Source organism: Achromobacter pulmonis, assembly GCF_002885955.2.
GTDB lineage: Bacteria > Pseudomonadota > Gammaproteobacteria > Burkholderiales > Burkholderiaceae_B > Achromobacter > Achromobacter pulmonis_A.
Genome location: NZ_POQS01000014.1, coordinates 1 through 25,539 on the forward strand (window position 1 = coordinate 1; position 25,539 = coordinate 25,539).

At 57.5% G+C, this 25,539-nt stretch carries 25 protein-coding genes; 24 read left to right on the forward strand and 1 reads right to left on the reverse strand.

The annotated features are described in order from the left end of the window. The 12 genes from C1I89_RS34735 to C1I89_RS31885 form a co-directional block, all read left to right on the forward strand. On the forward strand, positions 1 to 278 hold a 278-nt coding region (locus C1I89_RS34735), incomplete at its 5' end, for a hypothetical protein (RefSeq protein WP_219929628.1). A gap of 77 nt (positions 279 to 355) precedes the next feature. Beyond that, positions 356 to 2,056, forward strand: a complete 1,701-nt coding sequence (locus C1I89_RS34250; RefSeq protein ID WP_146196964.1) for a hypothetical protein — start codon at positions 356 to 358, stop codon at positions 2,054 to 2,056. After that, a complete protein-coding gene (wecB, locus tag C1I89_RS31835; protein ID WP_102776179.1) occupies positions 2,053 to 3,174 on the forward strand; it encodes a non-hydrolyzing UDP-N-acetylglucosamine 2-epimerase in 1,122 nt (373 codons plus the stop codon). Before C1I89_RS34250 ends, wecB begins: the two co-directional genes overlap by 4 nt. 43 nt (positions 3,175 to 3,217) lie before the next feature. Beyond that, complete coding sequence (wecC, locus tag C1I89_RS31840; RefSeq protein WP_102776180.1) at positions 3,218 to 4,465, forward strand: UDP-N-acetyl-D-mannosamine dehydrogenase; 1,248 nt, start codon at positions 3,218 to 3,220, stop codon at positions 4,463 to 4,465. 1 nt (position 4,466) lies between these two features. After that, on the forward strand, positions 4,467 to 6,167 hold the full coding sequence (locus tag C1I89_RS34255; protein WP_181391098.1) for a CgeB family protein: 1,701 nt from the start codon (positions 4,467 to 4,469) through the stop codon (positions 6,165 to 6,167). Between the two features lie 10 nt (positions 6,168 to 6,177). Next, a complete protein-coding gene (locus C1I89_RS31855) occupies positions 6,178 to 8,148 on the forward strand; it encodes a glycosyltransferase (protein ID WP_219929630.1) in 1,971 nt (656 codons plus the stop codon). A 20-nt stretch (positions 8,149 to 8,168) separates the two neighbouring features. Then, positions 8,169 to 8,807, forward strand: coding sequence for an FkbM family methyltransferase (locus tag C1I89_RS31860; RefSeq protein ID WP_102776181.1), 639 nt, complete (start codon positions 8,169 to 8,171; stop codon positions 8,805 to 8,807). Positions 8,808 to 8,881: 74 nt separating this feature from the next. After that, complete coding sequence (locus tag C1I89_RS31865) at positions 8,882 to 9,583, forward strand: class I SAM-dependent methyltransferase (protein WP_181391099.1); 702 nt, start codon at positions 8,882 to 8,884, stop codon at positions 9,581 to 9,583. Next, entirely contained in the window at positions 9,583 to 10,545 is a 963-nt protein-coding gene (locus tag C1I89_RS31870) for a polysaccharide deacetylase (RefSeq protein ID WP_102776183.1), read from the forward strand. Before C1I89_RS31865 ends, C1I89_RS31870 begins: the two co-directional genes overlap by 1 nt. A gap of 5 nt (positions 10,546 to 10,550) precedes the next feature. Further along, positions 10,551 to 11,861: a glycosyltransferase gene (locus tag C1I89_RS31875; RefSeq protein ID WP_258231569.1), complete on the forward strand. Its 1,311-nt coding sequence runs from the start codon at positions 10,551 to 10,553 to the stop codon at positions 11,859 to 11,861. Beyond that, complete coding sequence (locus C1I89_RS31880) at positions 11,858 to 12,943, forward strand: CgeB family protein (RefSeq protein WP_102776184.1); 1,086 nt, start codon at positions 11,858 to 11,860, stop codon at positions 12,941 to 12,943. Before C1I89_RS31875 ends, C1I89_RS31880 begins: the two co-directional genes overlap by 4 nt. Before the next feature lie 15 nt (positions 12,944 to 12,958). After that, positions 12,959 to 13,210 (forward strand): hypothetical protein, encoded by a 252-nt coding sequence (locus C1I89_RS31885; RefSeq protein WP_146196966.1) that lies wholly within the window; start codon positions 12,959 to 12,961, stop codon positions 13,208 to 13,210. Between the two features lie 26 nt (positions 13,211 to 13,236). Here the strand turns inward: C1I89_RS31885 and C1I89_RS31890 are convergent. Next, positions 13,237 to 14,405 (reverse strand): IS3 family transposase gene (locus C1I89_RS31890; RefSeq protein ID WP_102770881.1). Its coding sequence is split into 2 segments (ribosomal slippage): positions 13,237 to 14,141 and positions 14,141 to 14,405, totalling 1,170 coding nucleotides; the frame shifts between segments, so codons are not numbered across the junction. Between the two features lie 70 nt (positions 14,406 to 14,475). On the opposite strand from C1I89_RS31890, the gene C1I89_RS31895 reads away from it, so the two are divergent. The 12 genes from C1I89_RS31895 to C1I89_RS34260 all read left to right on the forward strand — a co-directional run bounded on the left by C1I89_RS31895 (position 14,476) and on the right by C1I89_RS34260 (position 25,509). Continuing rightward, on the forward strand, positions 14,476 to 15,702 hold the full coding sequence (locus C1I89_RS31895; RefSeq protein WP_258231570.1) for a glycosyltransferase: 1,227 nt from the start codon (positions 14,476 to 14,478) through the stop codon (positions 15,700 to 15,702). Beyond that, entirely contained in the window at positions 15,695 to 16,456 is a 762-nt protein-coding gene (locus tag C1I89_RS31900; protein ID WP_102776187.1) for an SDR family NAD(P)-dependent oxidoreductase, read from the forward strand. Before C1I89_RS31895 ends, C1I89_RS31900 begins: the two co-directional genes overlap by 8 nt. Further along, positions 16,446 to 17,969, forward strand: a complete 1,524-nt coding sequence (locus C1I89_RS31905) for an LTA synthase family protein (RefSeq protein WP_102776225.1) — start codon at positions 16,446 to 16,448, stop codon at positions 17,967 to 17,969. Before C1I89_RS31900 ends, C1I89_RS31905 begins: the two co-directional genes overlap by 11 nt. A gap of 272 nt (positions 17,970 to 18,241) precedes the next feature. Continuing rightward, positions 18,242 to 19,555 carry a tyrosine-type recombinase/integrase gene (locus tag C1I89_RS31910; protein ID WP_102776188.1) on the forward strand — a complete coding sequence of 438 codons (1,314 nt, stop codon included), beginning with the start codon at positions 18,242 to 18,244 and terminating at the stop codon, positions 19,553 to 19,555. A 59-nt stretch (positions 19,556 to 19,614) separates the two neighbouring features. Next, a complete protein-coding gene (locus C1I89_RS31915) occupies positions 19,615 to 19,905 on the forward strand; it encodes a plasmid mobilization protein (protein WP_102776189.1) in 291 nt (96 codons plus the stop codon). A gap of 51 nt (positions 19,906 to 19,956) precedes the next feature. Continuing rightward, positions 19,957 to 20,628: a TrbM/KikA/MpfK family conjugal transfer protein gene (locus tag C1I89_RS31920; protein ID WP_102776190.1), complete on the forward strand. Its 672-nt coding sequence runs from the start codon at positions 19,957 to 19,959 to the stop codon at positions 20,626 to 20,628. 10 nt (positions 20,629 to 20,638) lie between these two features. Continuing rightward, a complete protein-coding gene (locus tag C1I89_RS31925; protein WP_102776191.1) occupies positions 20,639 to 21,301 on the forward strand; it encodes a lytic transglycosylase domain-containing protein in 663 nt (220 codons plus the stop codon). Positions 21,302 to 21,382: 81 nt separating this feature from the next. Continuing rightward, positions 21,383 to 21,703: a TrbC/VirB2 family protein gene (locus C1I89_RS31930; protein WP_102776192.1), complete on the forward strand. Its 321-nt coding sequence runs from the start codon at positions 21,383 to 21,385 to the stop codon at positions 21,701 to 21,703. A gap of 3 nt (positions 21,704 to 21,706) precedes the next feature. Then, positions 21,707 to 22,027: a type IV secretion system protein VirB3 gene (locus C1I89_RS31935; RefSeq protein WP_102776193.1), complete on the forward strand. Its 321-nt coding sequence runs from the start codon at positions 21,707 to 21,709 to the stop codon at positions 22,025 to 22,027. Positions 22,028 to 22,038: 11 nt separating this feature from the next. After that, a complete protein-coding gene (locus C1I89_RS31940) occupies positions 22,039 to 24,483 on the forward strand; it encodes a VirB4 family type IV secretion/conjugal transfer ATPase (protein ID WP_102776194.1) in 2,445 nt (814 codons plus the stop codon). A gap of 10 nt (positions 24,484 to 24,493) precedes the next feature. After that, a complete protein-coding gene (locus C1I89_RS31945) occupies positions 24,494 to 25,039 on the forward strand; it encodes a hypothetical protein (RefSeq protein WP_102776195.1) in 546 nt (181 codons plus the stop codon). Positions 25,040 to 25,230: 191 nt separating this feature from the next. Next, positions 25,231 to 25,509, forward strand: coding sequence for a hypothetical protein (locus C1I89_RS34260; protein WP_146196967.1), 279 nt, complete (start codon positions 25,231 to 25,233; stop codon positions 25,507 to 25,509). The last annotated feature ends 30 nt before the right edge of the window (positions 25,510 to 25,539 follow it).

Here is a 25,539-nt window from a genome sequence, read left to right on the forward strand (position 1 = left end):
TGGCAGCGAGCCGAGCCGGCGAGCTGGAGGTCCACCGGGCCGCGAAGCTGCAACTGGAACAAGAAAAAGCCGCGGTAGCAGTGCGCCTCGAAGAGGCATTGCGGCGGGCAGACGAGCAAAAAAAACAGCTCAACGAATTACAACAGCAGCTCCTGGCACGTCAGAACGCGGAGGCTGAGCTCGTTACGCGCAATCAGGCCATGCGTGATGAACTTTCTCGCGCCGAGGCACAACTCGACCTTATCAAGCAGATGTTGCTTGGGCAGCCCCAGAAATGAGTACGCAGCCGACACCCCGCCGGCACAAGACTTCCCGCGGAAAGCCTAGCGCTTCGTCCCAGACACACCAAGCGCGAATGGACCGGCACAATGAGGAAGACCTACTTGATCTGGCTCGCACCCAGTGGCGGCTTGGAGATTGGCTAAGTCTCGCTGCGCTGGAGCCCGAGAATTTTCAGAACCACCCGGGCCGTTCCGAGCTGGCGCTGTTGGCTGCAGAAGGGCTATTGCAGTCAGGCCAGATAGATAAGGCAGTGCAGTTTATACATCTGGCCAGGGATTGGGGTTGCGCAAGCGAATTCATCGTACGAATTCTGGCCGCAGGCGTACATAACAGCCTTGGCCGGGCAGCTTCCTGCATGGGAGATTTCGCTCGTGCTTACAGAAATTTCGAGAGCGCCATTTTGCTTGGGCAGCAAGACAACAATGTTCCCCTTGTCGCTGAAGCACGTGCCGCTTACCAACGCAAGCTGTTAGGCTTGGAAGCCTCTTCCTCCAGCACGACCATGACAGGCAGCGCTTCGCGGGCGGGATCCACTCAATCAGAAACTTATCTTGTCAAAGTGAAACTACGCTTGGGTAGTTTTGTGTCCGTTGATCTGGGTTTCAATACCGTTAGGACGAGTTGGCTTTCGATTCGGCAAGATGCCATCGATTACCGTACAGAAAGCGGCTCTCCGCAATACCTTGTGAGCAACGAGTCCGGCGATTTCGAAAAACCCCCTCAGCAGGTGCAGATACCAATTGAGTCAGATGTGTCATACCTCTTATCGGGGGGGCTTGCGCATAACGGCGACAACAACCCGGTTGTCTGGATTTTTCAGTACGCCGACGGGCGGAAAATCAACGCACAATCCATTCCCACGGTCGGCGGTCGGATTCGCCATGGTTTTAGGACGCTACCGACGGCTGAGTCGATCGCCATCGGAATACGCCTGGCCGGCTCTGGCCGGCTGAACTTACAGGGAACAGCGCTCTCCTTGCGGGAACGGGCAGACGAAGATTTCATTGCCCAAATAGATAAGAAGATAGAGAAAATTGAGCAGTCGCAGAAGCGGAATGTCGAGAACTCGATGAAACAGATCGAGGCCTGCATTCGTCTGCAACACTATCTGGGGCCTGACATCATCTTGCCCGACACGCACAACTGGCCGATCAGCCCTGATTTCGGTGTGCTATTAATCAACCTGGTTGAGCAGCATGGATATCAAGGAATTATTGAGTTCGGCTCGGGCACATCAACCCTAATTTTGGCCAAGACGCTTGAGCGCGTTGCGCAACGCGGAGGCAAATTGCCCGCACCTTTGCTAAGTTTTGATCATCTCAAGGAATACCGGGACAAGACTCAAGGTCTTATCAATCAGGCTTGTCTTGCGGCGCGTACAAATATCGTCCTGGCGCCTCTTGTCGAGTGGCTCGATGCGGGTGGCGACCAGTATGCCTACTATGCGTGTGACGAGGCACTGCAGGCATTCCAGAAACAATTGCCGTATGAGGAATGTCGTCTCCTGGTTATCGTCGATGGGCCGCCCGCCGCCACATGCAGGCACGCGCGCTATCCGGCCTTGCCCAAAGTGCTGGAGACTCTTGGCAAAAACCATCGTATTGATTTCCTGCTCGACGACTACTTGCGATCCGAGGAGCAGGAGGTTGCCGCACGGTGGCTCGAAATATTGGCTGCCATGGATTTGCCACATGCGCGTACAGAGTTCAACAGCCTGGAGAAAAAGGTGTGCCTGATCGAGGTGCGTCCAGCGAAGGATCGAGAAAGCGAATGAAAGTTCTTTCCGTATTCGGCACCCGCCCTGAAGCCATCAAGATGGCCCCGGTAGTCAAGGCCTTGGCAGATCACCCGGATTTCGAAACCAAGGTTTGCGTCACTGCCCAGCACCGGCAAATGCTCGACCAGGTGCTCGACATCTTCGCCATCCGCCCGGACTTCGATCTCAATCTGATGAAGCCCGGGCAGGATCTTTCCGACATTACTAGCAACGTGCTGCTCGGCATGCGCGATGTGTATCGACAGTGGCAGCCTGACATCGTGCTTGTGCATGGCGACACCACCACCACGCTGGCTGCCAGCCTCTCGGCCTACTACGCCAAAGTGCGGGTTGGCCATGTCGAAGCGGGCCTGCGCACCCACAACAAATATTCCCCCTGGCCAGAAGAAATGAACCGCCGTCTGGCGGGGGCAGTGACTGACCTCCATTTCGCCCCCACCGCGATGGCTCATGCCAACCTGCTGCGCGAAGGCACAGCGGCTGACACCATCCACATCACCGGAAACACGGTCATCGATGCGCTGCTTGATGTTGTCACCCGTGTACGCGCCGATGGCGAACTCAAGCATCACCTTGACGCGCAATTCAACTTTCTTGACCCCGCCAAGCGCCTCATCCTGGTTACCGGGCATCGCCGCGAAAACTTCGGCGCTGGCTTCGAGAATATTTGCCATGCGCTGGCCGACATTGCCGCACGGGGCGATGTGCAGGTTGTTTACCCTGTACACCTCAACCCCAACGTGCAGGAGCCCGTGCGTCGCATCCTGTCCGGTATGGCGGATATCCACCTCATTGAACCACAGGACTACCTGCCGTTTGTGTACCTGATGGACCGCAGCACCTTCCTCATTACCGACTCCGGTGGCGTGCAGGAAGAGGCGCCCTCGCTGGGCAAGCCCGTGCTGGTCATGCGCGACACCACCGAGCGCCCCGAGGCTGTCGAGGCCGGCACCGTCAAACTGGTGGGCACCGACCGTGCCACCATCGTGCGCGAAGCCAATCGCCTGCTTGACGACGCAGCCGCCTACGACGCCATGGCCCGCGCCCATAACCCCTATGGCGATGGCAAGGCGGCCGCCCGCATCCGGGACATCCTCATACAGCAGATTGATTGAAATTGGTCAGAAGGGAGCTAGAAAATTGTTTGAAACCATCTCGATGATCGGTTTGGGCTACATCGGCCTGCCCACCGCCACCCTGTTCGCCTCGCGCAAGAAGAAGGTCATTGGCGTCGACATCAACCAGCAAGCGGTCGACATCATCAATCAGGGCAAAATCCACATCGTTGAGCCCGAGCTCGACATGCTGGTGCATTCCGCCGTCACGGAAGGCTATCTGCGTGCTACCACAAAGCCAGAACCCGCCGATGCCTTCCTCATCGCCGTGCCTACGCCATTCACCGACGGCCACAAGCCGGACTTGAGCTATATCGAAGCGGCCGCCAAGGCCATCGCCCCGGTGCTCACTCAGGGCAACCTCGTCATCCTCGAATCCACCTCGCCCGTCGGCACCACGGAAAAGCTCGCCGACTGGCTCGCCGCCGCACGGCCGGACCTCAGCTTCCCGCAGCAAGCCGGAGAGGAGGCCGACATCCAGATTGCCTATTGCCCCGAGCGTGTGCTGCCCGGCAAGGTCGTGCATGAGCTGGTAGCCAACGACCGCGTCATCGGCGGCATGACCAACAAGGCCACGGGAATGGCGAGCGCGCTTTACAAGACCTTTGTCGAAGGCGCACTGGTGCCCACCAATGCCCGCACCGCCGAGATGTGCAAGCTCACGGAGAACAGCTTCCGCGACGTCAACATCGCTTTCGCCAACGAGCTGTCCATGATTTGCGACAAGCTTGATATCAACGTCTGGGAGCTCATTGCCTTGGCCAACCGCCACCCGCGCGTCAACATCCTGCAGCCCGGTGCCGGCGTTGGTGGCCACTGCATTGCCGTAGACCCCTGGTTCATTGTCGACACCACGCCTAACGAGGCGCGTCTAATCCGTACGGCGCGCGAGGTAAACGATCACAAACCCGAATGGGTGCTTGACAAGGTCAAGGTTGGGATCGCGGATGTGCTGTCAGAGCAGCCCAATAAAACGATGGCGGATATCAAGGTGGCTTGCCTTGGGCTGGCGTTCAAGCCGGATATTGACGACCTGCGCGAAAGTCCTGCCGTCCAAATCACCCAGCACATAGCCCAACTGGGGTGCCAGGTGCTGGCGGTAGAGCCGAACATCACAACACTGCCCAGGAAAATCAATGTAACCAACGTCAGCCTAGTGACTTTGGAAACGGCATTGGCGGAGGCAGATGTCTTATGTGCACTGGTCAAACACCGGCCATTTGTCGACGCGGTTGCCGATATTAACGACCATGCGCTGGCTATCGATGCCGTCGGTTTGCTGGACAACTAACATGGAGCGAACTACCGTCAGTGAGGCCTTCGAGGCGTTCCGGCAGGGCGACTACGCAACGGCCATCCATTACTATCGCCAAGCGAGCGCCGCAATCGGAAGCGATTTCTTCAGAGCGAATATTGACATTTGCCGAGCCCGCTATTTTCGAGCAAAGGCCTGTAGCCTCGACGAGAAAGATTGCCAAGACCTCGTTGCAAGTGCCAGCGGCCAACCCAAGAATTCAGATTATTTTCGCGTGGCACTCATCGCCGATGAGTTCACCACCAACAGCTTCGAAAATGAATTCCAGGCGGTATCCATCGAACCATCGAATTGGCGGGAGAAATTTGAAGAATGGAAGCCCGACATATTCTTCTGCGAATCAGCCTGGTCAGGTCCCGATCCCAAGGTTCGCCCGTGGAAGGGAAAGATCTACGCTAGCGAGAACTTTTCCAAGGAAAATCGTACTACTCTCCTCGAAATTCTCGATTACTGCAGAAAGACTGGAATTCCGACCGTCTTCTGGAATAAGGAAGATCCTACCCATCACAGCGATCGCATTCATGATTTCGTCAAGACTGCCAAGGAATTCGATTTCGTATTCACGACTGCCGAGGAGTGCATAGACAGTTACAAAAGAGAGTATGGGATAAAGAATGCATTCGTGCTGCCATTCGCAACGAATCCACGCCTCTTCAATCCGGTCGAGACTTGTGATCGATCATCGCGTGTAGTTTTCGCAGGAAGTTGGTATGCCAATCACGTTGATCGATGCCGAGACATGGAGAGAATTCTTGACTCCATTCAGGACGAAGGTTTTGAGCTGGACATCTACGACCGCTATCACGGTGATACCGATCCCTTGCACGTTTGGCCCGAAAAGTACCAAACCTACCTCAGGCCGGCCAAGCCCCACGATCAAATGCCTGCGGTCTACAAATCCAGTCGATTTGGGTTGAACATCAACACCGTCACCAACTCGCCAACGATGTTCGCGCGGCGAGTGTTTGAACTCATGTCGTGCAATACGCTCGTCCTCTCGAATCATGCGCTGGGAACAGAGCGCATGTTCGGGGACTTGATTGTCTATCCGGAGCGGGAACGAGGCCGTCTGCGGTCGCTTACGTCATCGGAAGTTGAAGACCTGCGCGCACGGGCACTGGCTAAAGTCCTTTCCGAACACACATATCGGCATCGATGGAACGCGGTACTTCAGAACATCGGAGTGCCGCACCGGCCGAGGCAGGAAACGATTACCGTGGTTGCGATGGTTCATCAACAAGATGATGCCTTGGCAGCGTTGGCTTGGTTCCAGCAATTCGGCGGCAGACTGCCCGGGGGACGGCTTTTGCTCGTGGCCGGAAGGGAAATGGAGGGGTTGGCGGTTGCGGATATCTATCGCAGGTTCAACCGTTTCGGTGTCACGGTTACTTCGGCAAGTCATGCTACGCGATACGCAATGCTCGATAGATACAAGCCTGTAGAAACGACCCATTTTCTTGTTCTGGACTTGAAGGCACCGCCGTCGGCGCAATGGCTGGCCCATGCCCGGCTACACCTTCAGTACTGGACGGGCTACCCTATTGCACCGTCGCAGGATCAGAGCCAGCAGTATAGGTTCGGGAGAGTTGCGCCCCAATCGACGCTTATCGACAGGCAGTGCGCCTTCGGAAATTGGCTTGAAGAGTACAGCAATTCCCGCAATGTCTACTTTGTCTGATGGAGCATTGATGAAGGTTTCCATAGTGATTCCCTGCTACAACGCGATCGACAAGGTCGGTCGTTGCCTTGCATCGCTCGAACTAATCGACTTCGATCCTTCGGAGTATGAAGTAATCTTTGTTGACGACTGCTCAACAGACGGCACATATGACCTGCTGGACAAAGTCTGTGCCGGAAAAAAACATTGGAGGTTGCTGCGGCTTCAGCAAAATAGTGGCTCGCCATCGCGACCGCGCAACCATGGAATTGATGTCGCGCGTGGTGAATACATCTACTTCCTGGACTGTGACGACGAGATTTTGCCCTCTGCGCTGAGAGATCAGTACGCATTGGCCAGCAGGACTGGAGCGTGCGTCGTTAGGTCCGAGCTACTGGCATACAACGGCCGTGACCGCAAGTTGATGAATCAGCTGCCAGGTTGGCACGAAGGACTTTCCAAGCGCGAGCGCATTGAACTCATCATCGGCAAGCAAAGCACTGTACCCACTAGCTTTATAAAGACCGAACTATTGCGGGCGAACGATATTCGCTGGCCCGAGGAGATTCGGATGGGAGAGGACACCTTATTCCTCGCAAGGGTTTTGCTGCAGGCTGAATGCGTGGAATATTTGCCATCCCCCTCGTATGTTTACTTCAAGTTGCCGGCGCTTACTCCTGCGAGTACGCAGAGATATGGCCGGCGGGAGCTACGCGATCATCTTCAAGTGTGGACCACGGTGCAAGGCTTACTGAAAGGGGGCGGCGTTGACTACTTCAAGACACGCCTTTATGTCGGCCTCCGGGTTGCGCTCGAATCCCTGATTTTTCGCAATCGTGGCGATGTCGATCCGGAAACTTTCCAGCTACTTCAGCAATTCGTTTCACAGCATTGGCCGCACATCAGCAGCTTCAAGTACTCAGAGAGAATCACGGACTTGCTTGCCTGCGCACGCAGTGGCGGTTATGACGACTTCCAGCGCCTATGCCGCCCTCGGCTTCTGATCGCAGGGCATGACCTCAAGTTCATCTCGGATGCCATTCCCGACCTGAGCGACACCTTTGATATCCGGCTGGACGAGTGGACAGGTCATGCCACTCATGACGAGTCAGCGAGTCTTCGTCACCTCGAGTGGGCCGAATTCATCTGGTGTGAATGGCTTTTGAAGAACGCCGAGTGGTATGCCGCCCACAAGCGTCCGCATCAGCGCCTGGTTGTGCGCATGCATCGCATGGAACTGGATCGTACGCACGGCGAGAAAATGAACGTCGACAACATTGATGCAATTGTGACGGTATCGGCATTGTTTTTTGAACGACTACTCGAGCGATTCCCGAACATCCCGCGCTGGAAGGTTCGCCTGATCGACAACTACGTGCGACTTAACGAGTATCGAACAGACTGGCATCCGGAACGATTGTTCACGCTCGGAATGATTGGAATTCTCCCGGCTAGGAAGGGGTTGTTGCGAGCACTGAGGATATTGCGCGACCTGCGGGAGCAGGATAGTCGTTTCCGACTGGAGATATTCGGACACAAACCGGAGAATCTTGCATGGGTCGCACGCAATCGAAACGAAATGGCCTACTTCCACGAATGTTCGGCATTCATCGAAGCGACCGGACTGAAGTCAGCCGTTCGCTTCAACGGTCACGCAAATGTGAAGTCTGAATTGGCAGCCCGCCACATCGGCTACGTCCTTTCGGTTAGTGATTCGGACTATGGATTTCCGGGGCCGGAGAGCTTTCATCTTGCGGTCGCTGATGCGTTTGCGGCCGGTGGCATTGGTGTTCTTAGGTATTGGCCGGGCGCTGAGTATATCTGGCCACAACGCTTCATACATGAAACAGATGGGGAAATTGTGGACAAGCTAGTACAGCTTGCAAGAAATCACTTTGCCTTTGGCGAGCACTCCGAAGCGGGGAGAGTAAATATTATGAATATGTACAGTTTGGATAAATTCATCGGTTCCGTAAAGGAGCTATTCCTAGAGATTGCTTGATTTCTAAAAGGATAAATGAAATGGGATTATTCTATTATCAAGGGAGGGCTATCAGATTTCCTCCAACCAGCCACGCCTATTTTAAGGGGTTTTGGGAACGCGGAGGTTTTTACGAGCAAGAGCTATTGGAGCACATTGCACGTGTTTCAGAGGCTGGAATCTTCATTGATGTCGGGGCGAATACTGAAAATCATTCATTGTATTTCGCATTGTTTTGTCCATCCACTCAAGTCCTATCCTTTGAGCCGAATCGCGAACATAAAAATTCCTTTGAAGAACTCATGCGTCTAAATGATGCCACCAATGTAGCGCTTCACTGTTTTGCATTGTCTGGAAAGGAGGGCCATGCAGAGGTTACATACGTGATTAACAAATCTGGCCCCAACCGTACTTCTTTAGACGAATGTCACACTCTTGATCGGGTATTAAGTGGGCTCGATGGACGAGTAGCAGTAATGAAGATCGATGTTGAAGGGCATGAGTTGGAGGTGCTTCATGGCGCACAAGAAACACTAAAAAGCGGCGATGCGAACTTGTATATCGAATGCATTGGTGAAGCCGAATTTGAAGGAGTAAGCAGCTATTTGAAATCGCTCGGCTATGAATATTCCGGGCTCAGGTTCAATGCCACGCCAACCTATGAGTTTGTCAAGCGATAACATTGCGCTTCCCAAATTGGATATTTATGATGTTTATCAGAGAGTTGTGGGATGTCTGCCCTGGAGATCATGCGATGCAGTTTTCGAACGGGATGCTAGTCGAAAGGGTCGCCGCATCGCTTCCAGACAGAAAAATTTCATTGTTGGATTTGGGCTGCGGTGACGGGCGATCATTCGATATGTTTCAGCAGAAGATTCCAAACCTTGAGTGGAAGGGGTTAGATATTCCTGAAAGTCCGGAGGTGAAGTCTCGCACGCGAACCGATTGTGACTTCTACACATTCAATGGTGTTGAGATACCGTTTGATGACGAGTCTTTTGACATTGTGTATTCCAATCAGGTTTTCGAGCATGTTCGACATCCAGAAGATCTCTTAAAAGAGGTGGCGCGTGTTCTCGTTCGAGGTGGATTGTTTATAGGATCTGTATCGTATCTTCAGCCGTTTCACTCCTTTAGTTATTTCAACTTCACGCCGTATGGTTGGTATTGCGCTTGTGCCGATAACGGCCTAATGCCGTCGATGATGGCCGGTGGAATAGACTCAGTTTCCTTGATCCAGCGAGATATTGATCGGGGTTCATTCAAGGACGACTGGTGGCGCCTCTCCCCCTTCAATGCGGACACAATTAGTCGGACAGACCTGAGTGTTAAGCAGAAGAACTACCGAATGTTGATGTTTTCCGGTGTCATTGCCTTTGTGTGCCAGCGAAAGCTGTCGGCCGCAGGCGATTTTCCATCGGAATGGGATGAAAGATTGCGCGGGGACTCGCGGTAATGTCCAGGGATCGATACATCATCCTGACGGTCGACACCGAAGCCCTGCCTAGACGCGCTACGGGTGACCATGTCAAGCGCCTGATCTGGGGGGAGCATGAGAAGGGCACAGCCGGTTTGCGCGAGATGTGCGTGGAGGCGGGGGACGTGAATGCGAAACTAACGTTCTTCGTCGATGCCTGTGGCGCTTACGCGCAGCTCGACGAGGTGGCGGAGGTGGTGCGCTGGCTGGACTCCGCCGGACAGGACGTGCAGTTGCATACGCACCCCGAGTACCTCCCTGAGTCTTTCTGGAAGGAGCAGGGCGTTGCCTACCGGCCGCGCTTTCTAAATCAATATGACGCGGAAAAGGCGGCATTCACGATTCGCCATTTCGGAAAATTCATTTCGGACCTGACCGGCAAGCCGATACGGGCATTTCGCGCGGGGTCGTTCCGGTGGAACGCGGACACGATTCGTGCGCTGGGCGAGGCCGGTATTCCTTTGTCCTTCAATAATTCGATGAATGCCTGTTTCGCAGGGCAGTGCACTTATAGTGAGCCGACCAATCAGCCCTACGTCTGGTCGAATGGTGTGATTGAGGTGCCAGCGACGGAACGACGATTTTATTCGGCGTTCGGAAAGGATTGGTGGGGGCGTTTGCAGTTCCCGGTGTTGCAGGATTGGCGCAATCCTCCTTGGCGGATAATGTGGCCCCATACCGTGGGTAGGGATAGCTCCTTTCTCGTATTGCTTTTGCATTCGTGGTCTTTACTGTATTGGGACGAAAACGGCCACGCGGTTTATCGAGACGATAAGCGCCTGGAAGACTTTCGCAAGCTGATGAAAAAACTGGCGAAAGATTACGACATCATCACCACTGCAGAGTTTTTGGATTTGCATGCCCGCGGCAAGATCAAGACGACGCATACCGTCGATTTGAGCCTGGCAGAGATGAAGGCGCCTGCGGGGAAGAAGAGGTGACTTGGTTGCCAAAATACTTTGCTAGGGCGCTGAGCGAGCCATGGCTGGCATTCAACCGCGTGCTGACAGTGCATGCCCTGGGGAGACATGTTCGGCGATGGCCGCGTGCACCGGCTTATGAGCCGCTGCCGGGCAGCTTGTTGTATGTGGCCGCCAGTGCGCTGCCCTATCACACCAGCGGTTACACCACGCGTACGCAAGAGCTGGCTTGTGCTTTGCGTGATCTGGAACCGAATATGCATGTGATGACGCGCCCCGGTTATCCGTGGGACCGTAAAGACCGCGCAAGTGATGCGCACTGCCTGGAAACATGGATCGGCGCGGTTCGATACCAACATGCACGAGGCCCCGCCAACAACCGGCCGGTGCTGCAATATGCGCTGCAGGCCGCCAAGGTGGTGGCGGAAGAGGCGGCGCGGCATCGCGTGGCGGTTATTCACGCGGCCTCCAATCATGTGAACGCCTTGCCGGCTTTACTGGCGGCGCGGCAATTGGGCATTCCCTTTCAGTATGAGATGCGTGGTTTGTGGGAGCTGACGCGCATTTCTCGCCAGCCCGCCTATGAGGGGTCACAGGCCTACAAGCAGGGCCTGCAATTGGAGGCGCTGGTAGCCCGCCATGCAGACAGGTTGTTCGTGATTTCAGAGCAGTTGGGCAATTATGTGCAGTCGAACTGGGGCGTTGCCCCTGAGCGCATTGCCTTGCTGCCAAACTGCATAGACCCTGCCCGGATCACTCCGGCCGAAGTAGCCCAGGCGGAACCCAACACCATCGGCTACGCAGGATCACTGATTGGTTACGAGGGGCTGGATACGCTGGTGGATGCGGTTGACGCGCTGGCAAGGCGCGGGGCGGTGGTGCGTGTGAATATCGTCGGCGATGGTGAGGCTCGAGGGCAACTGGAAGCGCAGGTGCGCAGGCTTGGTCTTGCCGACCGTATCCGTTTTTTCGGCAAGATGCCACCCGATGCGGCGCGCGAGATCGTGAGCCGCTGCGCCCTGGTTTGCATACCTCGCAAACCGTTCAAGGTGTGCCAGATCGTGCCGCCCATCAAGCTGGTGGAGGCGCTGGCCATGGCCAAGCCGGTGATCGTGCCGGATTTGCCGGTGTTTCGCGATGAGTTGGGCAATAGCGGCAGTGGCTGGTTCTTCCGTGCGGGGGATGCACAAGATCTGGCTCGGGTGATTGAGCAGGCGCTTGAAGACGAGGCAGCCCTGGCGGTGGCCGGGCAAAAGGCACGGCTGCATGCCGTGACGCAGCGCAACTGGCGAGACCATGTGCGAGGCGTTTTGCCCAACAGAAGGGGCGACAAATGATCGCCCGCGTGATTCGCAAGCTGAGCAATACGCTCTATGACCACCCGCAGGTGCCGCCAGCCGCAGCACTGGACGGGCCGTTCAAGCATCTGAAGATGGCTCTGGTGACTGACTATTTCACCACCGACTGTCTGTCGGTTGAGTGTCAGATCAAATGCCTCACGCGGCAGAATTATCGGGACGTCATCCGTAACTGGAAGCCGGATCTGGTCTTTGTGGAATCGGCGTTTCATGGTGTTGGCGGCAATTGGCGCTACGAGCTTGCCCGGCAGCCAAAATGGTTGCGCTGGGGGCCGCCGAAAGCCATTTTTGACTTGCTGGCGTTTGCTCGTTCAAGCGGTGTGCCAACGGTGTTCTGGAACAAGGACGACGGTGCCTTTTTCGAACACTTTATCGAGGTGGCCAAGGCGGTTGATCACGTTTTCACCACGGATATCGCCTGCATTGAAGGGTATCGCCAGCATCTGCCCCAGGGTATTTCGGCCAACGTGCTGATGATGCCGTATCAGCCGAGGTTTCATTTTTTCAACGGCTTCAATTTCACTCACCACGAGGCCTGTTTTACCGGCAGTTACTACCGACGTATTCTGTCTGAACGACGGCGCTTTTTGGACATGGTGTTCGATGCCGGAAGACAGGCGGGCATGCGGGTGAATGTGTTCGATCGCAACCATGACCGCTTTTCCCGGCATTTTGAATTCAGATACCCCAATAACGATCATCTGCAGGTTCACCCGCGGGTTTCCCACCGCAAGACGGCCGACGTCTATAAAAAGTACGCCCTGTCGCTGAACGTGAACTCAGTGACCGAATCCGAGACCATGTATTCACGGCGCTTGCTGGAGATTCTGGCCTGCGGCGGTATTGCCGTGACCAACCCCAGCCGGGCGGTTGATCATCACTTTCGCGATTACTGCGCAATCGTCAGTTCGCACGAAGAGGCTCTGGCACTTTTCTCGCGTTTCAAACACGGACCGTCGAAAAGTGACTTGGAGCGCGCCGAGGCTGGCGCAGCTTACGTTAGACGACATCACACCTGGGCCCACCGGCTCGAAGCGCTTTGCGCTGTGGTCAATGTTTGAGGCGGACCGCGATTGATGCTGGCATTTCTTTCCTGGTTCGCTCAAGCCATTTTTCTGGTGGTGGTGCTCTGCTTCGCGTTGTATGTGTTGCTTGAATTGCGTGTGTTGCTGATTTCGCGCAGAGCAGAGCGCCGTAAGCTGGCGGAGCTGGTTCAGCCGGTGGAAGAAGCTGATGATGCAGACTGGCCGCCGGTCAGTGTGTTGCTGCCGATTTGCAACGAATCGGCCGTGGTGGAGCGCTTGATCGACGCGGCATGTCTGGCCTGACCCCATAGGGTGGTCCGGTTTCAATCTTAGTTCATGATCGGCCTTGGGGCTATTGCCTGGGCAGATGACGGTGCTGCTCCGCTTGCTGGCGCAGGCCAGATGATGGCCTCGGGTGCCGGTGGCTTGTATCCAAGCGACGAGTGTGGCCTCTCGGTGTTGTAGTACCGCCGCCAGGCTTCGATGATGATCTTGGCCTCGGCGAGGCTGTAGAAGATCTCACCGTCGAGCAGTTCGTCGCGGAGCTTCGAGTTGAAGCTCTCGCAGTAGCCGTTCTCCCAAGGGCTTCCAGGTTCGATGAACGCTGTCTTTGCGCCGACGGCTACGATCCACTCCCGTACAGCCTTGGCGATGAACTCCGGGCCGTTGTCGGAACGGACATGGCCGGGCACACCACGCAGGATGAACAGGTCCGACAGGGCGTCGATGACGTCGGTCGAGTTGAGCTTGCGATCGATGCGGATTGCAAGGCATTCCCTGGTGAACTCGTCGATGATGTTGAGCATGCGGAATCTCCTGCCATCGTGGGTCCGACCCTCGACGAAGTCATAGGACCAGACATGGTTTGGATGCTCGGGTCGAAGCCGGATGCACGATCCGTCATTCAACCAGAGCCGCCCCTTCTTCGGTTGCTTCTGGGGAACCTTCAGCCCCTCCCGCCGCCAGATCCGTTCGACACGCTTGGCGTTCACCGTCCAGCCTTCAGACCGCAGCATCGCCGTGATCCTGCGATAGCCATAACGGCCATAGCGGGAAGCGAGCCGGATGATGTCGGAGGTCAACGCCTCTTCATCGGGCCGGCCTTGCGGCTTTTTGCGCTGGGTCGAACGATGCTGGCCGAGAACCTTGCAGGCAAACCGCTCCGAGACGGAGAACTTCGCCATGACACGATCGACGCAACGGCGACGGCGAGCGGGGCTCAGAAGTTTCCCGAAGCAGCCTCTTTCAGGATCAGCTTCTCGAGTGTCAGGTCCGAGACCGCCTTGCGCAGCCGGTCATTCTCTTTCTCGAGCTCCTTCAGCCGCTTCACCTGGTCACCCTTCAGGCCACCGAACTCCTTGCGCCACCGGTAATACGTAAACTGCGTCACGCCGATCAAACGGACCGCTTCTCCGACAGAACGACCTTGCGACAACAGAACATCGACTTGGCGCAGCTTCGCCACGATCTCTTCGGGTTTGTGCTTCTTCTGGGGCATTCCAACGTCCTCCTACGGCTCAATAGCCTACTTCAGGGAGGACCACTTTTCAGGGGGCAGACCATGTCGCTTGCGCTATCCGGCGAAGGCGCTCGAAATTCTCGTGCTGGACGACTCTTCCGACGAAACGTCCGGACTTGCGCAGGCCAAGGTGGACCACTACGCCGCGCAGGGGGTTTCTATCAGGCTAATCAGGCGCCAGATGCGCAAGGGGTACAAGGCGGGAAATCTGGTCAACGGCATTCAGCAGGCGGCGGGCGAGTTTTTTGCCATCTTTGATGCGGATTTCGTGCCTCCAGAAGACTTTCTGCTGAAAACCATTCCGTGCTTCAAGGACCCGCGGCTTGGGTTCTTGCAGACGGGCATTGGCTATGAAAACCGCGACCAGTCTTTTCTGACCCGCTTCCAGGCCATGGAGATGGGTCATCAGCAGTATGTGACCGTGGGCTTGAGCGAGGATGGCGATATGGCCTCGCTTTCCGGCAGCTCCTGCGTCTGGCGGCGGGCCTGTGTGGAAGCGCTGGGTGGATGGAACGCCTCGACGGTGACCGAGGACGTGGATTTGGGTTATCGCGCGCAATTTGGGGATTGGAAGTACGCCTACTTGCGCGACGTGGTTTCGATGTCGGTCTTGCCCGATACGGCAAGCGCGTTTCGCGTGCAACGCGAGCGCTGGGGGCGCGGATTGATCCACAGCGCGTTCAAGCATGTCCGCAAGATGCTGGCGCAGCCCATGCCGCTGATGAAGCGCGCACATGCTCTGGCGATGATGTTTTCATCACTCCTCTTGGCGGCTGTTTATGTGGTGTTCTTGCTCACCCTGCCGCTTAATTTCCTGGTCGATTTCGAGGGGCCATGGGTTCAGTGGGTGGCTCTTGTTTTTTATGCGCTGGTCGCGCTGTGGGCGCTGGATAACACCTTTGGTGCACGCAAGGGGCTGCGCCTGAAGGATCGGCCCAGTATCTTGCGCACACTGTGGGAAACCTACCTTTACGTCGCCATGTTTCTGCCGATGGCCTGGCATTATTTTGCGGGTGGGATACGTGCGTTGTTTGGGGTGTATGGAGACTTTCATCGCACCCCGAAAGGACAAGGCAAGGAGCGCGGTGACGCGCCGCCGCCGATTAACCGCTGGCTGCTTTTGGGCGAGGCGTTTTCGCTCGGGTATTCGCTGCTGGCCATCGTCGTGGCTGTGGCAAAGGCCAATTACGTGCTGATCCCGATCAACCTGACCGCTTGCGTGGGCTTTGGCATAATGTTGTATTGGTCGTGGCAGGAAAGCAGGCAGCATGGCTGAAACCGTCCTCATCACCGGGGCGACCAGCGCCATCGGCAGCGCCCTGGCGCGCGAATATGCCGCGCCGGGGGTGACGCTCTACCTGCACGGGCGCAACGCCCAGCGCTTGCAGGAAGTCGCGGCGGCTTGCCAGGTGCAGGGTGCGCAGGTGGTCACAACGCGGCTTGATGTGCGGGATTTCACCGCGCTGCGGGGGTGGCTGGAGGAATTGGAACCGCTGGATCTGGTCATCATCAACGCGGGCATGAACACCCACATCGGCCCCAACGGCAAGCCGGAGCCGTGGGACGAAGTAGAAGCGCTGCTGGACGTGAATCTGAAGGCCGCGATGGTGGCTGTGCAAGCGGTGTTGCCGGCAATGCGGGCGCGCGGCGGCGGGCAGATTGCACTAGTCAGCTCGCTGGCGGGGTATTTTGGCCTGCCGTTGACGCCCACCTACTGTGCGACCAAGGCGGGCCTCAAAGCCTATGGCGAGGCGCTGCGCGGGTGGCTGGGGCCAGAGGGTATCCGTGTCAATGTGGTGATGCCTGGCTACGTGAAGTCGCCCATGTGCGACGACATGCCCGGGCCGAAGCCGTTTCTGTGGTCGCCCGAGCGCGCAGCAAAAGCGATCCGGCGCGGTTTAGCGCGGGACAAGGCCCGCATCAGTTTCCCGTTTCCGCTGAACTGGGGCACCTGGTGGCTGTCGGTGTTACCAGCATCCCTTTCGATCCGGCTCGTGCGCTGGCTCGGGTTTGGTCGTCATGGCGATTGAGGCAGCTTTTGTAGCTGTGCTGGTCGCAGCGCTGGCCGGGCTGGTGCTGTCGTTGGCCATCGAACGTCTGATGACGCCGCGCCCGTCAATGGCCCGCCCATGGGCGGCTTGGGCCTTGCATGGCGGATCTTGGTTGACGGCTCATGCCGCGTTGACCTTGATGCTGGGACGCCCCTGGTTCGCTGCCGCCGCCGTGTCGGCCTTTCTGCTGATGCTGGTGCTGGTGAATAACGCCAAGTTCAAGGCTCTGCGCGAGCCCTTCGTGTTCCAGGACTACGAGTATTTCACCGATGCGATCCGGCACCCGCGCCTCTACATCCCGTTTCTGGGATGGGGTAAGTTCCTTGCTGCAGCGGCGGGGTTCGTGCTGGCGGTCGCCGTGGGGCTGTGGATGGAGGAAGCGCCTCTCCTGCGCTTTGCCTGGTCGGGCCAGTTGGGGGGAATTACCGTGGTTTTTGCCGGGGGCTCGCTGCTGTTGCTGGCGGGTAGCTGGAAAACGCTTCCGGTCAGCTTCGAGCCGGTGCGGGATGTCCGCGCGTTGGGTTTGCTGGCGTCTCTCTGGCGGTATGCCCAAGAGGAGGGTACGCCGTTGGCGGTCGCTTCCCCTTTCGATTTCCTGACTCCAAGACACCCTGAAGGCGACTTGCCGCATCTGGTGGCTGTGCAAAGCGAGTCGTTCTTCGACCCGCGACCGCTCTTTACCGGCATCTGCCCCGAAGTGTTGGCCGAGTTCGACCGCCTAAGAAGCGATGCCGTGGCCCTGGGTAAGTTAAAGGTTCCCGCCTGGGGCGCCAATACGGTGCGGACCGAGTTCTCCTTTCTTGCCGGGATCGGCGAGGACAAACTGGGCGTGCATCGCTTCAACCCTTATCGAGCCATTGCTGCCGGTAGCGATGTGCTGTCGCTGGCGTCTTACCTGAAGCGTATGGGCTATCGGACGGTCTGCATCCATCCCTATCCAGCGAATTTCTATCAGCGTGACCGCGTTTATCCGCGCTTGGGTTTCGACGAGTTTCTGGATGTTCGCGCATTTGACGACACGATGCGCTTCGGCCCTTACATCGGCGATGCCGCCGTGGCCGACAAGGTTGCCGCGCTCTTGCGTGAAGCCACAGGCCCTGTGTTCGTCTTCGTTATTACGATGGAGAACCACGGGCCGCTACACCTCGAACACGTAGCCCCTGCCGATGTCGAAGCGTTGTATTCTGTCCCGCCACCGGAAGGCTGTGATGATTTGACGATCTACTTGCGCCACTTGCGCAACGCAGATCAGATGATCGCGAAACTACGTCAGACGCTTGAACGATGCGAACGACCGGCCACCCTGTGCTGGTTCGGCGACCATGTGCCGATCATGCCTTCGGTCTATGAGACTTTTGGCGCGCCCGATGGAGAGGTCGAGTATGTTATCTGGAACAACCAAAACTCCGTGCGCCCTCGCGTTGTAGATTTGGCAGCGAATGACTTGCCGATGGCGTGGCTACGGAGCGCTGGATTGGTAGCGCTACGCTAACCCCACATGCGCGGGCGTGCCGCATAACTCCGCGTGCTTCCGCACCAACCCGCAGGCGTTATTGAGGAAAGTTCGATGCAGTGCTAGACTCCACCACCATTCTGCTATTTCAGCACGCTTCAAAACCTCCCAAATCTTCAAAAAATCAATGTCTTAGGCGCAATTCGCTGCCCAGGACGTCTCACTGCGCGCCGCTACATCCCGAGTTTGTCTGTACCCCAGTTTGTACCCCACAATGGTTTCGTCATTAACGGCCTCTGGGGGTACAAGTCATGGGCTTACTGAGCGAGACTCAGATCAGAGCGGCCAAGCCCGGCCCAAAAGAATATCTGCTGAACGACGGCGACAACCTTTACCTGCGCGTTCGAGCGACAGGCAAGGCATGGATCTATCGGTACATGAGACACGGCAAGCCTGTGAAGCTCGGCATGGGGCCGTATCCGGGCGTCACGCTGGCCCAAGCTCGGATCAAGGCAAACGAGGCAAACAGCCTGCGTGCCAACGGTCAGGACCCCAAGAACGTTCGTGACCGCGAGGAAGAACTGGCACGGACCGCCCGCCTTCAAACTTTCGAACTCATGGCACGTGCGTGGCACAAGAGCGCTACCAAAGACAGGCATTGGTCTGATGCGTACTCGCACAGAATCATCCGGCACCTGGAACTTCATGTATTCCCTTGGGTGGGAGACAAGCCCATCGACACGATTCTGCCTACGGAAATTGTGTCATGCCTGCACCGTCCTAAAGAGCGCGGCAACCTTGAAACTGCTCAGCGGATACGTGAGGTCATTCAGCACATTTATCAGTACGCCGTGGACCTTGGCACATTGGAACCGACAAAGAACTTCGTAAACAGGTACACGGGCGGGCTGCCTTCGCCCCGTGGCCGGCATTACGCGGCTATCACTGATCCAGCGCAGCTCGGCCAGCTCATGCGTGATATCCGCAACTACCACGGCAACTTCATCACGTGCTGCGCGCTGCGGTTAGCACCCATGCTGTTTCAGCGGCCTGGTCAAATCCGCTTTGCAGATTGGGAAGACATCAATTTAGAGGTTGAACTCTGGCGCTGCCCTCCTGAAAAGATGAAGATGCGCGAATGGCAGAAACGCGATAGCCGCACACCGGCACACATCGTCCCCCTGCCACGCCAGGCATTGGAGATTCTTCGGGAACTGCATTCTCTCACTGGTCCAACCGGCCCAGTCTTCCGCAGCATGTCACGCCGCTCGGAAACCAGCCGGTATATCAGCGAAAACACCATCAACGTCGCCCTGCGTACTATGGGTTACGACACCAAGGAGCAGATCACTGGTCATGGTTTCCGTGCAACGGCTCGCACCATGATTCGAGAACATCTGGGCTGGGACCCGGATGTCATCGAGCGCCACTTGGCGCATACGTCCGATGAAGAACTCGGCAGCAGTTACGACCGCGCAGAATTCATCGCTCAGCGGAAAAACATGGTCCAGCAATGGGCCGACTTTCTGGATGAACTGGAAGCTGGCAAGCTGCCCCAGCCGGACAGCAAAGTCCTGCAGTTCATACGCGAACGGCCCAAATCAAAGCTGCGATTTGGCACCTGAACGCGAATAGAAGCAGCGGCGGACTTTTGGCGGTAGCTCACCTCAAACAGGATATCTCCATGAACGAACCTCTTTCCGAGGTCATCCGTATTCGGGTGACCCCGTCTCATGCTGCACGCCTGGGCGAAGCAGCCGCCTTGTCTGGGCTGTCCCTCTCTAACTATGTAAGGCGGCGGCTTTCCTCCGACGATACGCTGCAGGAAGAACTGACGCTGCTGCGCAAAGTCGTGGCTGATCTGGGCCAACTGCGCGATACCCGCCTGGCCGCCATCGAAAGCGCCCATCTGCTGCGGGCCATGGCCAAGCCCGAACATCTCGCCATCGCACAACAGACGCTGCAGCAGCGCTGATTCTCCAGGCCGACAGGCCGCACGCTCTACCCCTCTCCCGGAGACTTCCTCATGCACACTCTTCCCGCCCTGCGGGCTGGGGCGCTGGCCCTTGCCTGCGCCCTGGCTCCTGCTGCCCACGCGAACGGCACCATTGAGCTACTGACCGGCATCCCCCGACTGGCCTGCGAAGCGACGCTATGCCTGTCTTCCAGCCTGCGTCCTGGTGAGTGCAGCCCTTCGCTGGATCATTATTTCGATATCAAAAAATACAACAAACGCGGCCTGGACTGGTCTGCGACGGTCGCAGCCAGACGGGCTTTCCTATCTGAATGCCCCGCTTCCGGCGAAAATGGTATGGCGCAGCGTATCGACGCCATTTCTCGAGGGGCAGGCAAATGTGATGCGGACTTTCTGAACAGCAGCTACGCCGGTACGGCCTACAAATGGCGCGAACGCGGCTACCGCTACGGCGGCGACAGCTCCGAACCCGTCTACGAAGTGCATCCGCTTCGCACGGTCACGCTCACACAGCTCCCCGCCTATTGTGTGGTCTACAACGATCACGCCTGGACCTATGAACTGTCTGTCCGGTACGTGGGAAGGCCGGCCATGGGCGGCTACTGGATCAAGTCCGAAGATTACGAAGCGGCTCAGGCCAAGTGGGAAGCGGAACACACTGGGCAGTGGGCCAACGGCTGGAACTTCTCTCTGACCGACCCCAGGCACCGCAGCGACAACTGAGGACGCCGCCATGCTTACAGAACTCGCCGCCCTGGCCCTGGCCTGCGCTCCCGATATTCACCCGGTCACATTACATGCCGTGGTCAAGCATGAATCCAGGGCGCAACAGTACGCCATCGGCGTCAATCGCAAGGGCCACCAACTGCAGCGTCAGCCCCGCAGCCTGGAGGAAGCTACGGCAGCAGCGCAGAAACTGATTGACCAGGGTATCGACTTCGATGCCGGGCTGGGGCAGATCAATGTGCGTAACTGGGCCTGGCTGAGGCTGGATACGACTACAGTGTTTGACCCCTGCAAGAACCTCACTGCCGCCCAGACCGTGCTGGCTGACTGCTATGCCCGGGCCTTACCCACCCACCAAAACCCGCAGCAGGCACTACGCGCCGCGCTGTCCTGCTACAACACCGGCAATTTCCGCCGTGGCTTTACCAACGGGTATGTTGGAAAGGTACTGACTCAGGCAGGCATCAAGGTGCCTGCCCTGGTGCCGCTTGCCGACGACACGACACCCCCGGCAGCGAACGGAACACCGACCCGGCCCTCATCGAAGCCTAAGCAGAAACCGCAATCCGAAGCGTCACCCGGCACACCCGACGGTTTCACCTCCAACCCGGCGACTGACGGCTTTGCCCAGACGCCCGATTCTGAACCCGGCCAGCGTTCCGACACCTGACCACGGCCCACCGGGCCGGCCCTACTTTCCCTTGTCACCGTCACCCCTGCGCCGCGTGGCGTCTGGGGTAGGAGTCTTTCCATGTCACTACTGATCCGCATCAGAAACGCTACAAAACGCCTGCATATCTTCAACAGATGGACGACAGCCCTGCTGCTGTTCAGCATCACTCAGACTGCATCGGCCCAATCCATCGGTGGACTTACCAGGGCGCAGACGACGCTGCAGACCCTACGCGACAACCTGGATGTCATCCTGCCGATTGCCGCCATCATCATCGGCATCATCATCTTTGTGCTGTATTCCGCAGAGGTCATGCGCAAGGATGACGCCATCCGTTGGGGCATCGGTGTGCTGCTGGCCGGGTCAGCCGCTGAACTGGTAGTACTGCTCTGGAAGTAAGCCATGAACGATCACAGCTACCCTGTTTTCAAGGGGCTGGGCCGCAAGGCCACCTTCATGGGCATTCCCACGCGGCTGTTGTTGGGTGCCTTCGCCGTTGTCGCGATGATTGCCATGACGGCGGGGCTGGCCTGGTGGGGACTCTTGTTCGTGGTCATGCCTACCCTGGCCATCCTCACTCGCGACGACGACAAAGCGCTGGATGTCCTCTGGCTGGAACTCAAGACCCGTAAACGCAACCGTAACCAGCGTTTCTGGAAAGGTTCCAGCTACGCCTTGCACGGCTACCACCGGCGCCGCTCCTGGCGCACGCTTATCCGATAAAGGACGCCACTATGACTGCTGCAGCCACTCTCGCCGTGGATGAACGGCGGGTTTCGCGCTATCTGCCCTATTCCCACCACGTCACAGATCAGATCATCGCCTGCGATAACCATGAGTACCTGGCCGTCATCAAGGTGGCGGGGCGCGCACCGGATGCCTACGCACAGGAAGAACTGAAGGAATGGATTGAAGCCTTGCATAACGTGCTCCGCGGCCTGCCCATGGGTTCGGTCGGCTTCTATTCCCACATCATCCGCCGTCGCGTCACCGAATACCCGGAAAGCACTTTCAGCCAGCCCTTCGCCTCCCAGTTCGACGCGGCCTATCGCTCCACTTTCGACGCAAGCGGCCTGATGGTGAATGATCTGTACCTGTCGGTGCTGGTTCACCCGGTCGAGGATCCGATACTTGGCACCTTCGCCAGCTTGGAAAAGGCCGACAGCCAGCGCATCGCGCACTGGCAGACGGAATCCATCGCCCGCCTGAACGACATTCTGCGCACATTCAAGGCCGGTCTGTACCGCTACGATCCGCAGACGCTGGGGATTGTGGATCGTAATGGTTTTGCCTTTAGTGAAACTGCTGAGTTTCTGGGCTTTGTGCTTTCGGGCCGGCAACGGCCTGTACCGCTTTCGCGGGAGCGGCTACGCGACACCCTGCCCTATGCCCGGCCCATCTTCGGCAAACATGGCGAGCTTGGCGAACTGCGTACAGTGGCCGACTCGCGCATCTTCGGCATGATGGAGCTGCGCGATTACCCGGAAGCCAGCAAGCCCGGCCATCTGGATCGGCTGCTGGGCCTGCCGCATGAGTTTGTACTGACCCAGTCATGGGGCAGCCACACCGGTGCTGCAGCCAAGAAACTGGTGAAGCGCCATCAAAAGCTGCTGGTAGATTCCGGCGATGATGCCGGCAGCCAGGTGGTCCAGCTGACCCAGGCCATGGATGACCTCACCTCCGGCCGCCTTGGTCTGGGCGACCACCATGCCACCCTTCTCATTTATGACGACACGGCGGAAGGCGTGCGCCAGGCACTGGCGCATACAGCCACAGCCCTGGCCGAAGAAGCCATCGGCTTCAGGCCATTGGAAAAAGCCCTGGAAGCTGGCTTCTGGGCGCAGTTGCCCGGGAACTGGCACTGGCGTCCGCGCCCGGTGCCAGTCACGTCGCTCAACTTCCTGTGTTTCTCCAGTCTGCATAACCAGCTGACCGGCAAACCCGCAGGCAACCCCTGGGGGCCAGCCGTCACCATGCTCAAGACACAGACCGGCAGCCCGTTCTTCTTCAACTTCCACGCTTCAGTGGAAGACCTGGACGAAACCGGCAAGCGACGCCCGGGCAACACCATGATTATCGGCATGACCGGCACCGGAAAAACCGTGCTGCAGGGGATGCTGCTCACCCAGGCGCAGAAGTTCGGCGCAACGTGTGTGGTGTGGGACAAAGACCAGGGTATGCAGGTACTCATCATGGCGCTGGGAGGGCGCTACTTCAACATTCGCTTGGGCGAAGCGACCGGCTGGAACCCGTTTCAGATGGAACCCACGAAAGGAAACGTAGCCTTTATGGTGCGGTTGGTTGTTTTCCTGGCCGAACGCCGGGGTGAAGCGGTCACCACCCGGCAGCATGCCGACATCACCCAGGCCGTGCAGCAGCTGACCACACTGATCGACCGCGAAGCCCGCACGCTGTCCACCCTGAACACACTGCTACCCAACCCCTACAGCGAGGATGACAGCACCAGCACCATTCACGCACGCCTGGCACCGTGGTGCCGGGGCGGTGAATATGGTTGGGTATTCGACAACCCTGCGGATCAGCTGAGCCTGGCGACGGATGACGGCAAACCCGCCATCTTCGGCTTTGACCTCACCGAACTGCTGGACGATGACGCGGTACGCGGCGCGGCCACCATATATTTGAAGCACCGCATCGACGCCCTGCATGACGGTCGGCGCATCATCAACCTGTATGACGAATGCCAGCATCCGCTAAAGGACAAGCATTTCCAGGATGACATGCAGGACGCCAGCCGCACCATCCGCAAGAAAAATGGGGTACTCGCCTTCGCTACACAGGAACCGGGTGCCATCACCGAAAACCCGGTCGGCCCTTCACTGGTTCAGCAGACGGCCACCCTCATTCTGCTGCCCAACCCCAGGGCCAAAGCCCGCGACTACATCGAAGGATTCGGCCTGACCGCAGCAGAGTTCGAACTGCTGAAAACCCTGGGTGAAGCCAGTCGGAAGTTCCTGGTCAAGCAAGGCTCCAGCGTCACGGTGGCACAGCTGGACCTCTCTGGCTGCGAAAGCGAACTGCTGGTTTTCTCTGGCAGCCCCGACATGGCAGAGATTGCAGAACAGGCAGTCGCCCAGGCCGGGCCTGACCCGGCCAACTGGCTGCCGGTGTATCTGAATGCGGTTCGCCAAGGCCGCATTGTTCCGGCCACTTCATAGGAAATGACCCATGAAACACAATGCCAACGAACGTGATAAGCAGCAGGCGCTGGATGAAGAACGACGCCAGACACAGGCTCATGATGATCTGCAGGCAACAAAAGATCAGGACTTCTATACGCGGCTGGGCCTGGACGGACCGGACGAAGACCACCCGGAAGACACTTTCCTGATCTCGGTCTATAGCGAACACTGGACGCACGAAGACCTCGAAGCGGGGGAAACCAACACCCGTGACATCGAACTCGACCGGGTCACCGTGAATGCTGACGATCTCGAACGACACAGCCAGGCTTTCGGCGTATCCGAACCGTCATGTAACGACCCGCGCATGAGTCCTGACATCTGGTTTTCCTCGACCTACCCGCGCCAGGATCGTGCCTATTTTGAGCAAGGTGTGCAAAAGTATTACAGCCTGCACGTCCATGAAGTGAATGGCCAGCGCCCCACCCCGGAGAATTATCAGCACGTAGCCGACCTCATCGGCGCACGCTTTGATCATGCTCTACGGCTATCACCACAGCACGAACAGGAGGGACCGGACCTGTGCCTGTAAACCTTCCAGACCTCCAACGACATCCCACTGCCGATGAGATAGCCGGCATGGCCTGGTGGAACAATCTGATACCTATTGAACGTGTTTGCTGGCTTACAACTGCCGGACACGCTTGCAGCGTGGCCGACGCCTGGGCAGCGTACAAATGCAGCCAGGGGCTTATTGACAACCGACCACCATAGGAACCCCCAATGAAACGAAGACATTTCATCGTCGCTGCCGGAGCCACTGCCCTGCTGAGCATCCTGGCGGGATGCAAGACTGAACCGAAAGGCGAGAAATTCATCGGACATTGGTTCTCGGATAACGGTCGCTACCCGCCGACCCTGGTCCACATTGAACGGAACGACGACACGTTCCTGTTCACAGAAACCGCATGGAACAACCTCGGCAAAGTTGGATACCGGTCCAATACCGTGCCAGCAACACTCAATGGTCTGCCCCCTGAAAAGTGGTCCTCCCTGAAGTAGGCTATTGAGCCGTAGGAGGACGTTGGAATG

Bases quoted from the DNA above. Each gene is read 5' to 3' on its own strand.
- C1I89_RS31900 (WP_102776187.1), top strand. From the start codon at position 15,695: ATGGCTGAAACCGTCCTCATCACCGGGGCGACCAGCGCCATCGGCAGC.
- C1I89_RS34250 (WP_146196964.1), top strand. From the start codon at position 356: ATGGACCGGCACAATGAGGAAGACCTACTTGATCTGGCTCGCACCCAG.
- C1I89_RS31925 (WP_102776191.1), top strand. From the start codon at position 20,639: ATGCTTACAGAACTCGCCGCCCTGGCCCTGGCCTGCGCTCCCGATATT.
- C1I89_RS31870 (WP_102776183.1), top strand. From the start codon at position 9,583: ATGTCCAGGGATCGATACATCATCCTGACGGTCGACACCGAAGCCCTG.
- C1I89_RS31855 (WP_219929630.1), top strand. From the start codon at position 6,178: ATGAAGGTTTCCATAGTGATTCCCTGCTACAACGCGATCGACAAGGTC.
- C1I89_RS34255 (WP_181391098.1), top strand. From the start codon at position 4,467: ATGGAGCGAACTACCGTCAGTGAGGCCTTCGAGGCGTTCCGGCAGGGC.
- C1I89_RS31910 (WP_102776188.1), top strand. From the start codon at position 18,242: ATGGGCTTACTGAGCGAGACTCAGATCAGAGCGGCCAAGCCCGGCCCA.
- C1I89_RS31945 (WP_102776195.1), top strand. From the start codon at position 24,494: ATGAAACACAATGCCAACGAACGTGATAAGCAGCAGGCGCTGGATGAA.
- C1I89_RS31885 (WP_146196966.1), top strand. From the start codon at position 12,959: ATGCTGGCATTTCTTTCCTGGTTCGCTCAAGCCATTTTTCTGGTGGTG.
- C1I89_RS31915 (WP_102776189.1), top strand. From the start codon at position 19,615: ATGAACGAACCTCTTTCCGAGGTCATCCGTATTCGGGTGACCCCGTCT.
- C1I89_RS31935 (WP_102776193.1), top strand. From the start codon at position 21,707: ATGAACGATCACAGCTACCCTGTTTTCAAGGGGCTGGGCCGCAAGGCC.
- C1I89_RS31920 (WP_102776190.1), top strand. From the start codon at position 19,957: ATGCACACTCTTCCCGCCCTGCGGGCTGGGGCGCTGGCCCTTGCCTGC.
- C1I89_RS31880 (WP_102776184.1), top strand. From the start codon at position 11,858: ATGATCGCCCGCGTGATTCGCAAGCTGAGCAATACGCTCTATGACCAC.
- C1I89_RS31940 (WP_102776194.1), top strand. From the start codon at position 22,039: ATGACTGCTGCAGCCACTCTCGCCGTGGATGAACGGCGGGTTTCGCGC.
- C1I89_RS31905 (WP_102776225.1), top strand. From the start codon at position 16,446: ATGGCGATTGAGGCAGCTTTTGTAGCTGTGCTGGTCGCAGCGCTGGCC.
- wecC (WP_102776180.1), top strand. From the start codon at position 3,218: ATGATCGGTTTGGGCTACATCGGCCTGCCCACCGCCACCCTGTTCGCC.
- wecB (WP_102776179.1), top strand. From the start codon at position 2,053: ATGAAAGTTCTTTCCGTATTCGGCACCCGCCCTGAAGCCATCAAGATG.
- C1I89_RS31860 (WP_102776181.1), top strand. From the start codon at position 8,169: ATGGGATTATTCTATTATCAAGGGAGGGCTATCAGATTTCCTCCAACC.
- C1I89_RS31930 (WP_102776192.1), top strand. From the start codon at position 21,383: ATGTCACTACTGATCCGCATCAGAAACGCTACAAAACGCCTGCATATC.
- C1I89_RS34260 (WP_146196967.1), top strand. From the start codon at position 25,231: ATGAAACGAAGACATTTCATCGTCGCTGCCGGAGCCACTGCCCTGCTG.
- C1I89_RS31865 (WP_181391099.1), top strand. From the start codon at position 8,882: ATGCAGTTTTCGAACGGGATGCTAGTCGAAAGGGTCGCCGCATCGCTT.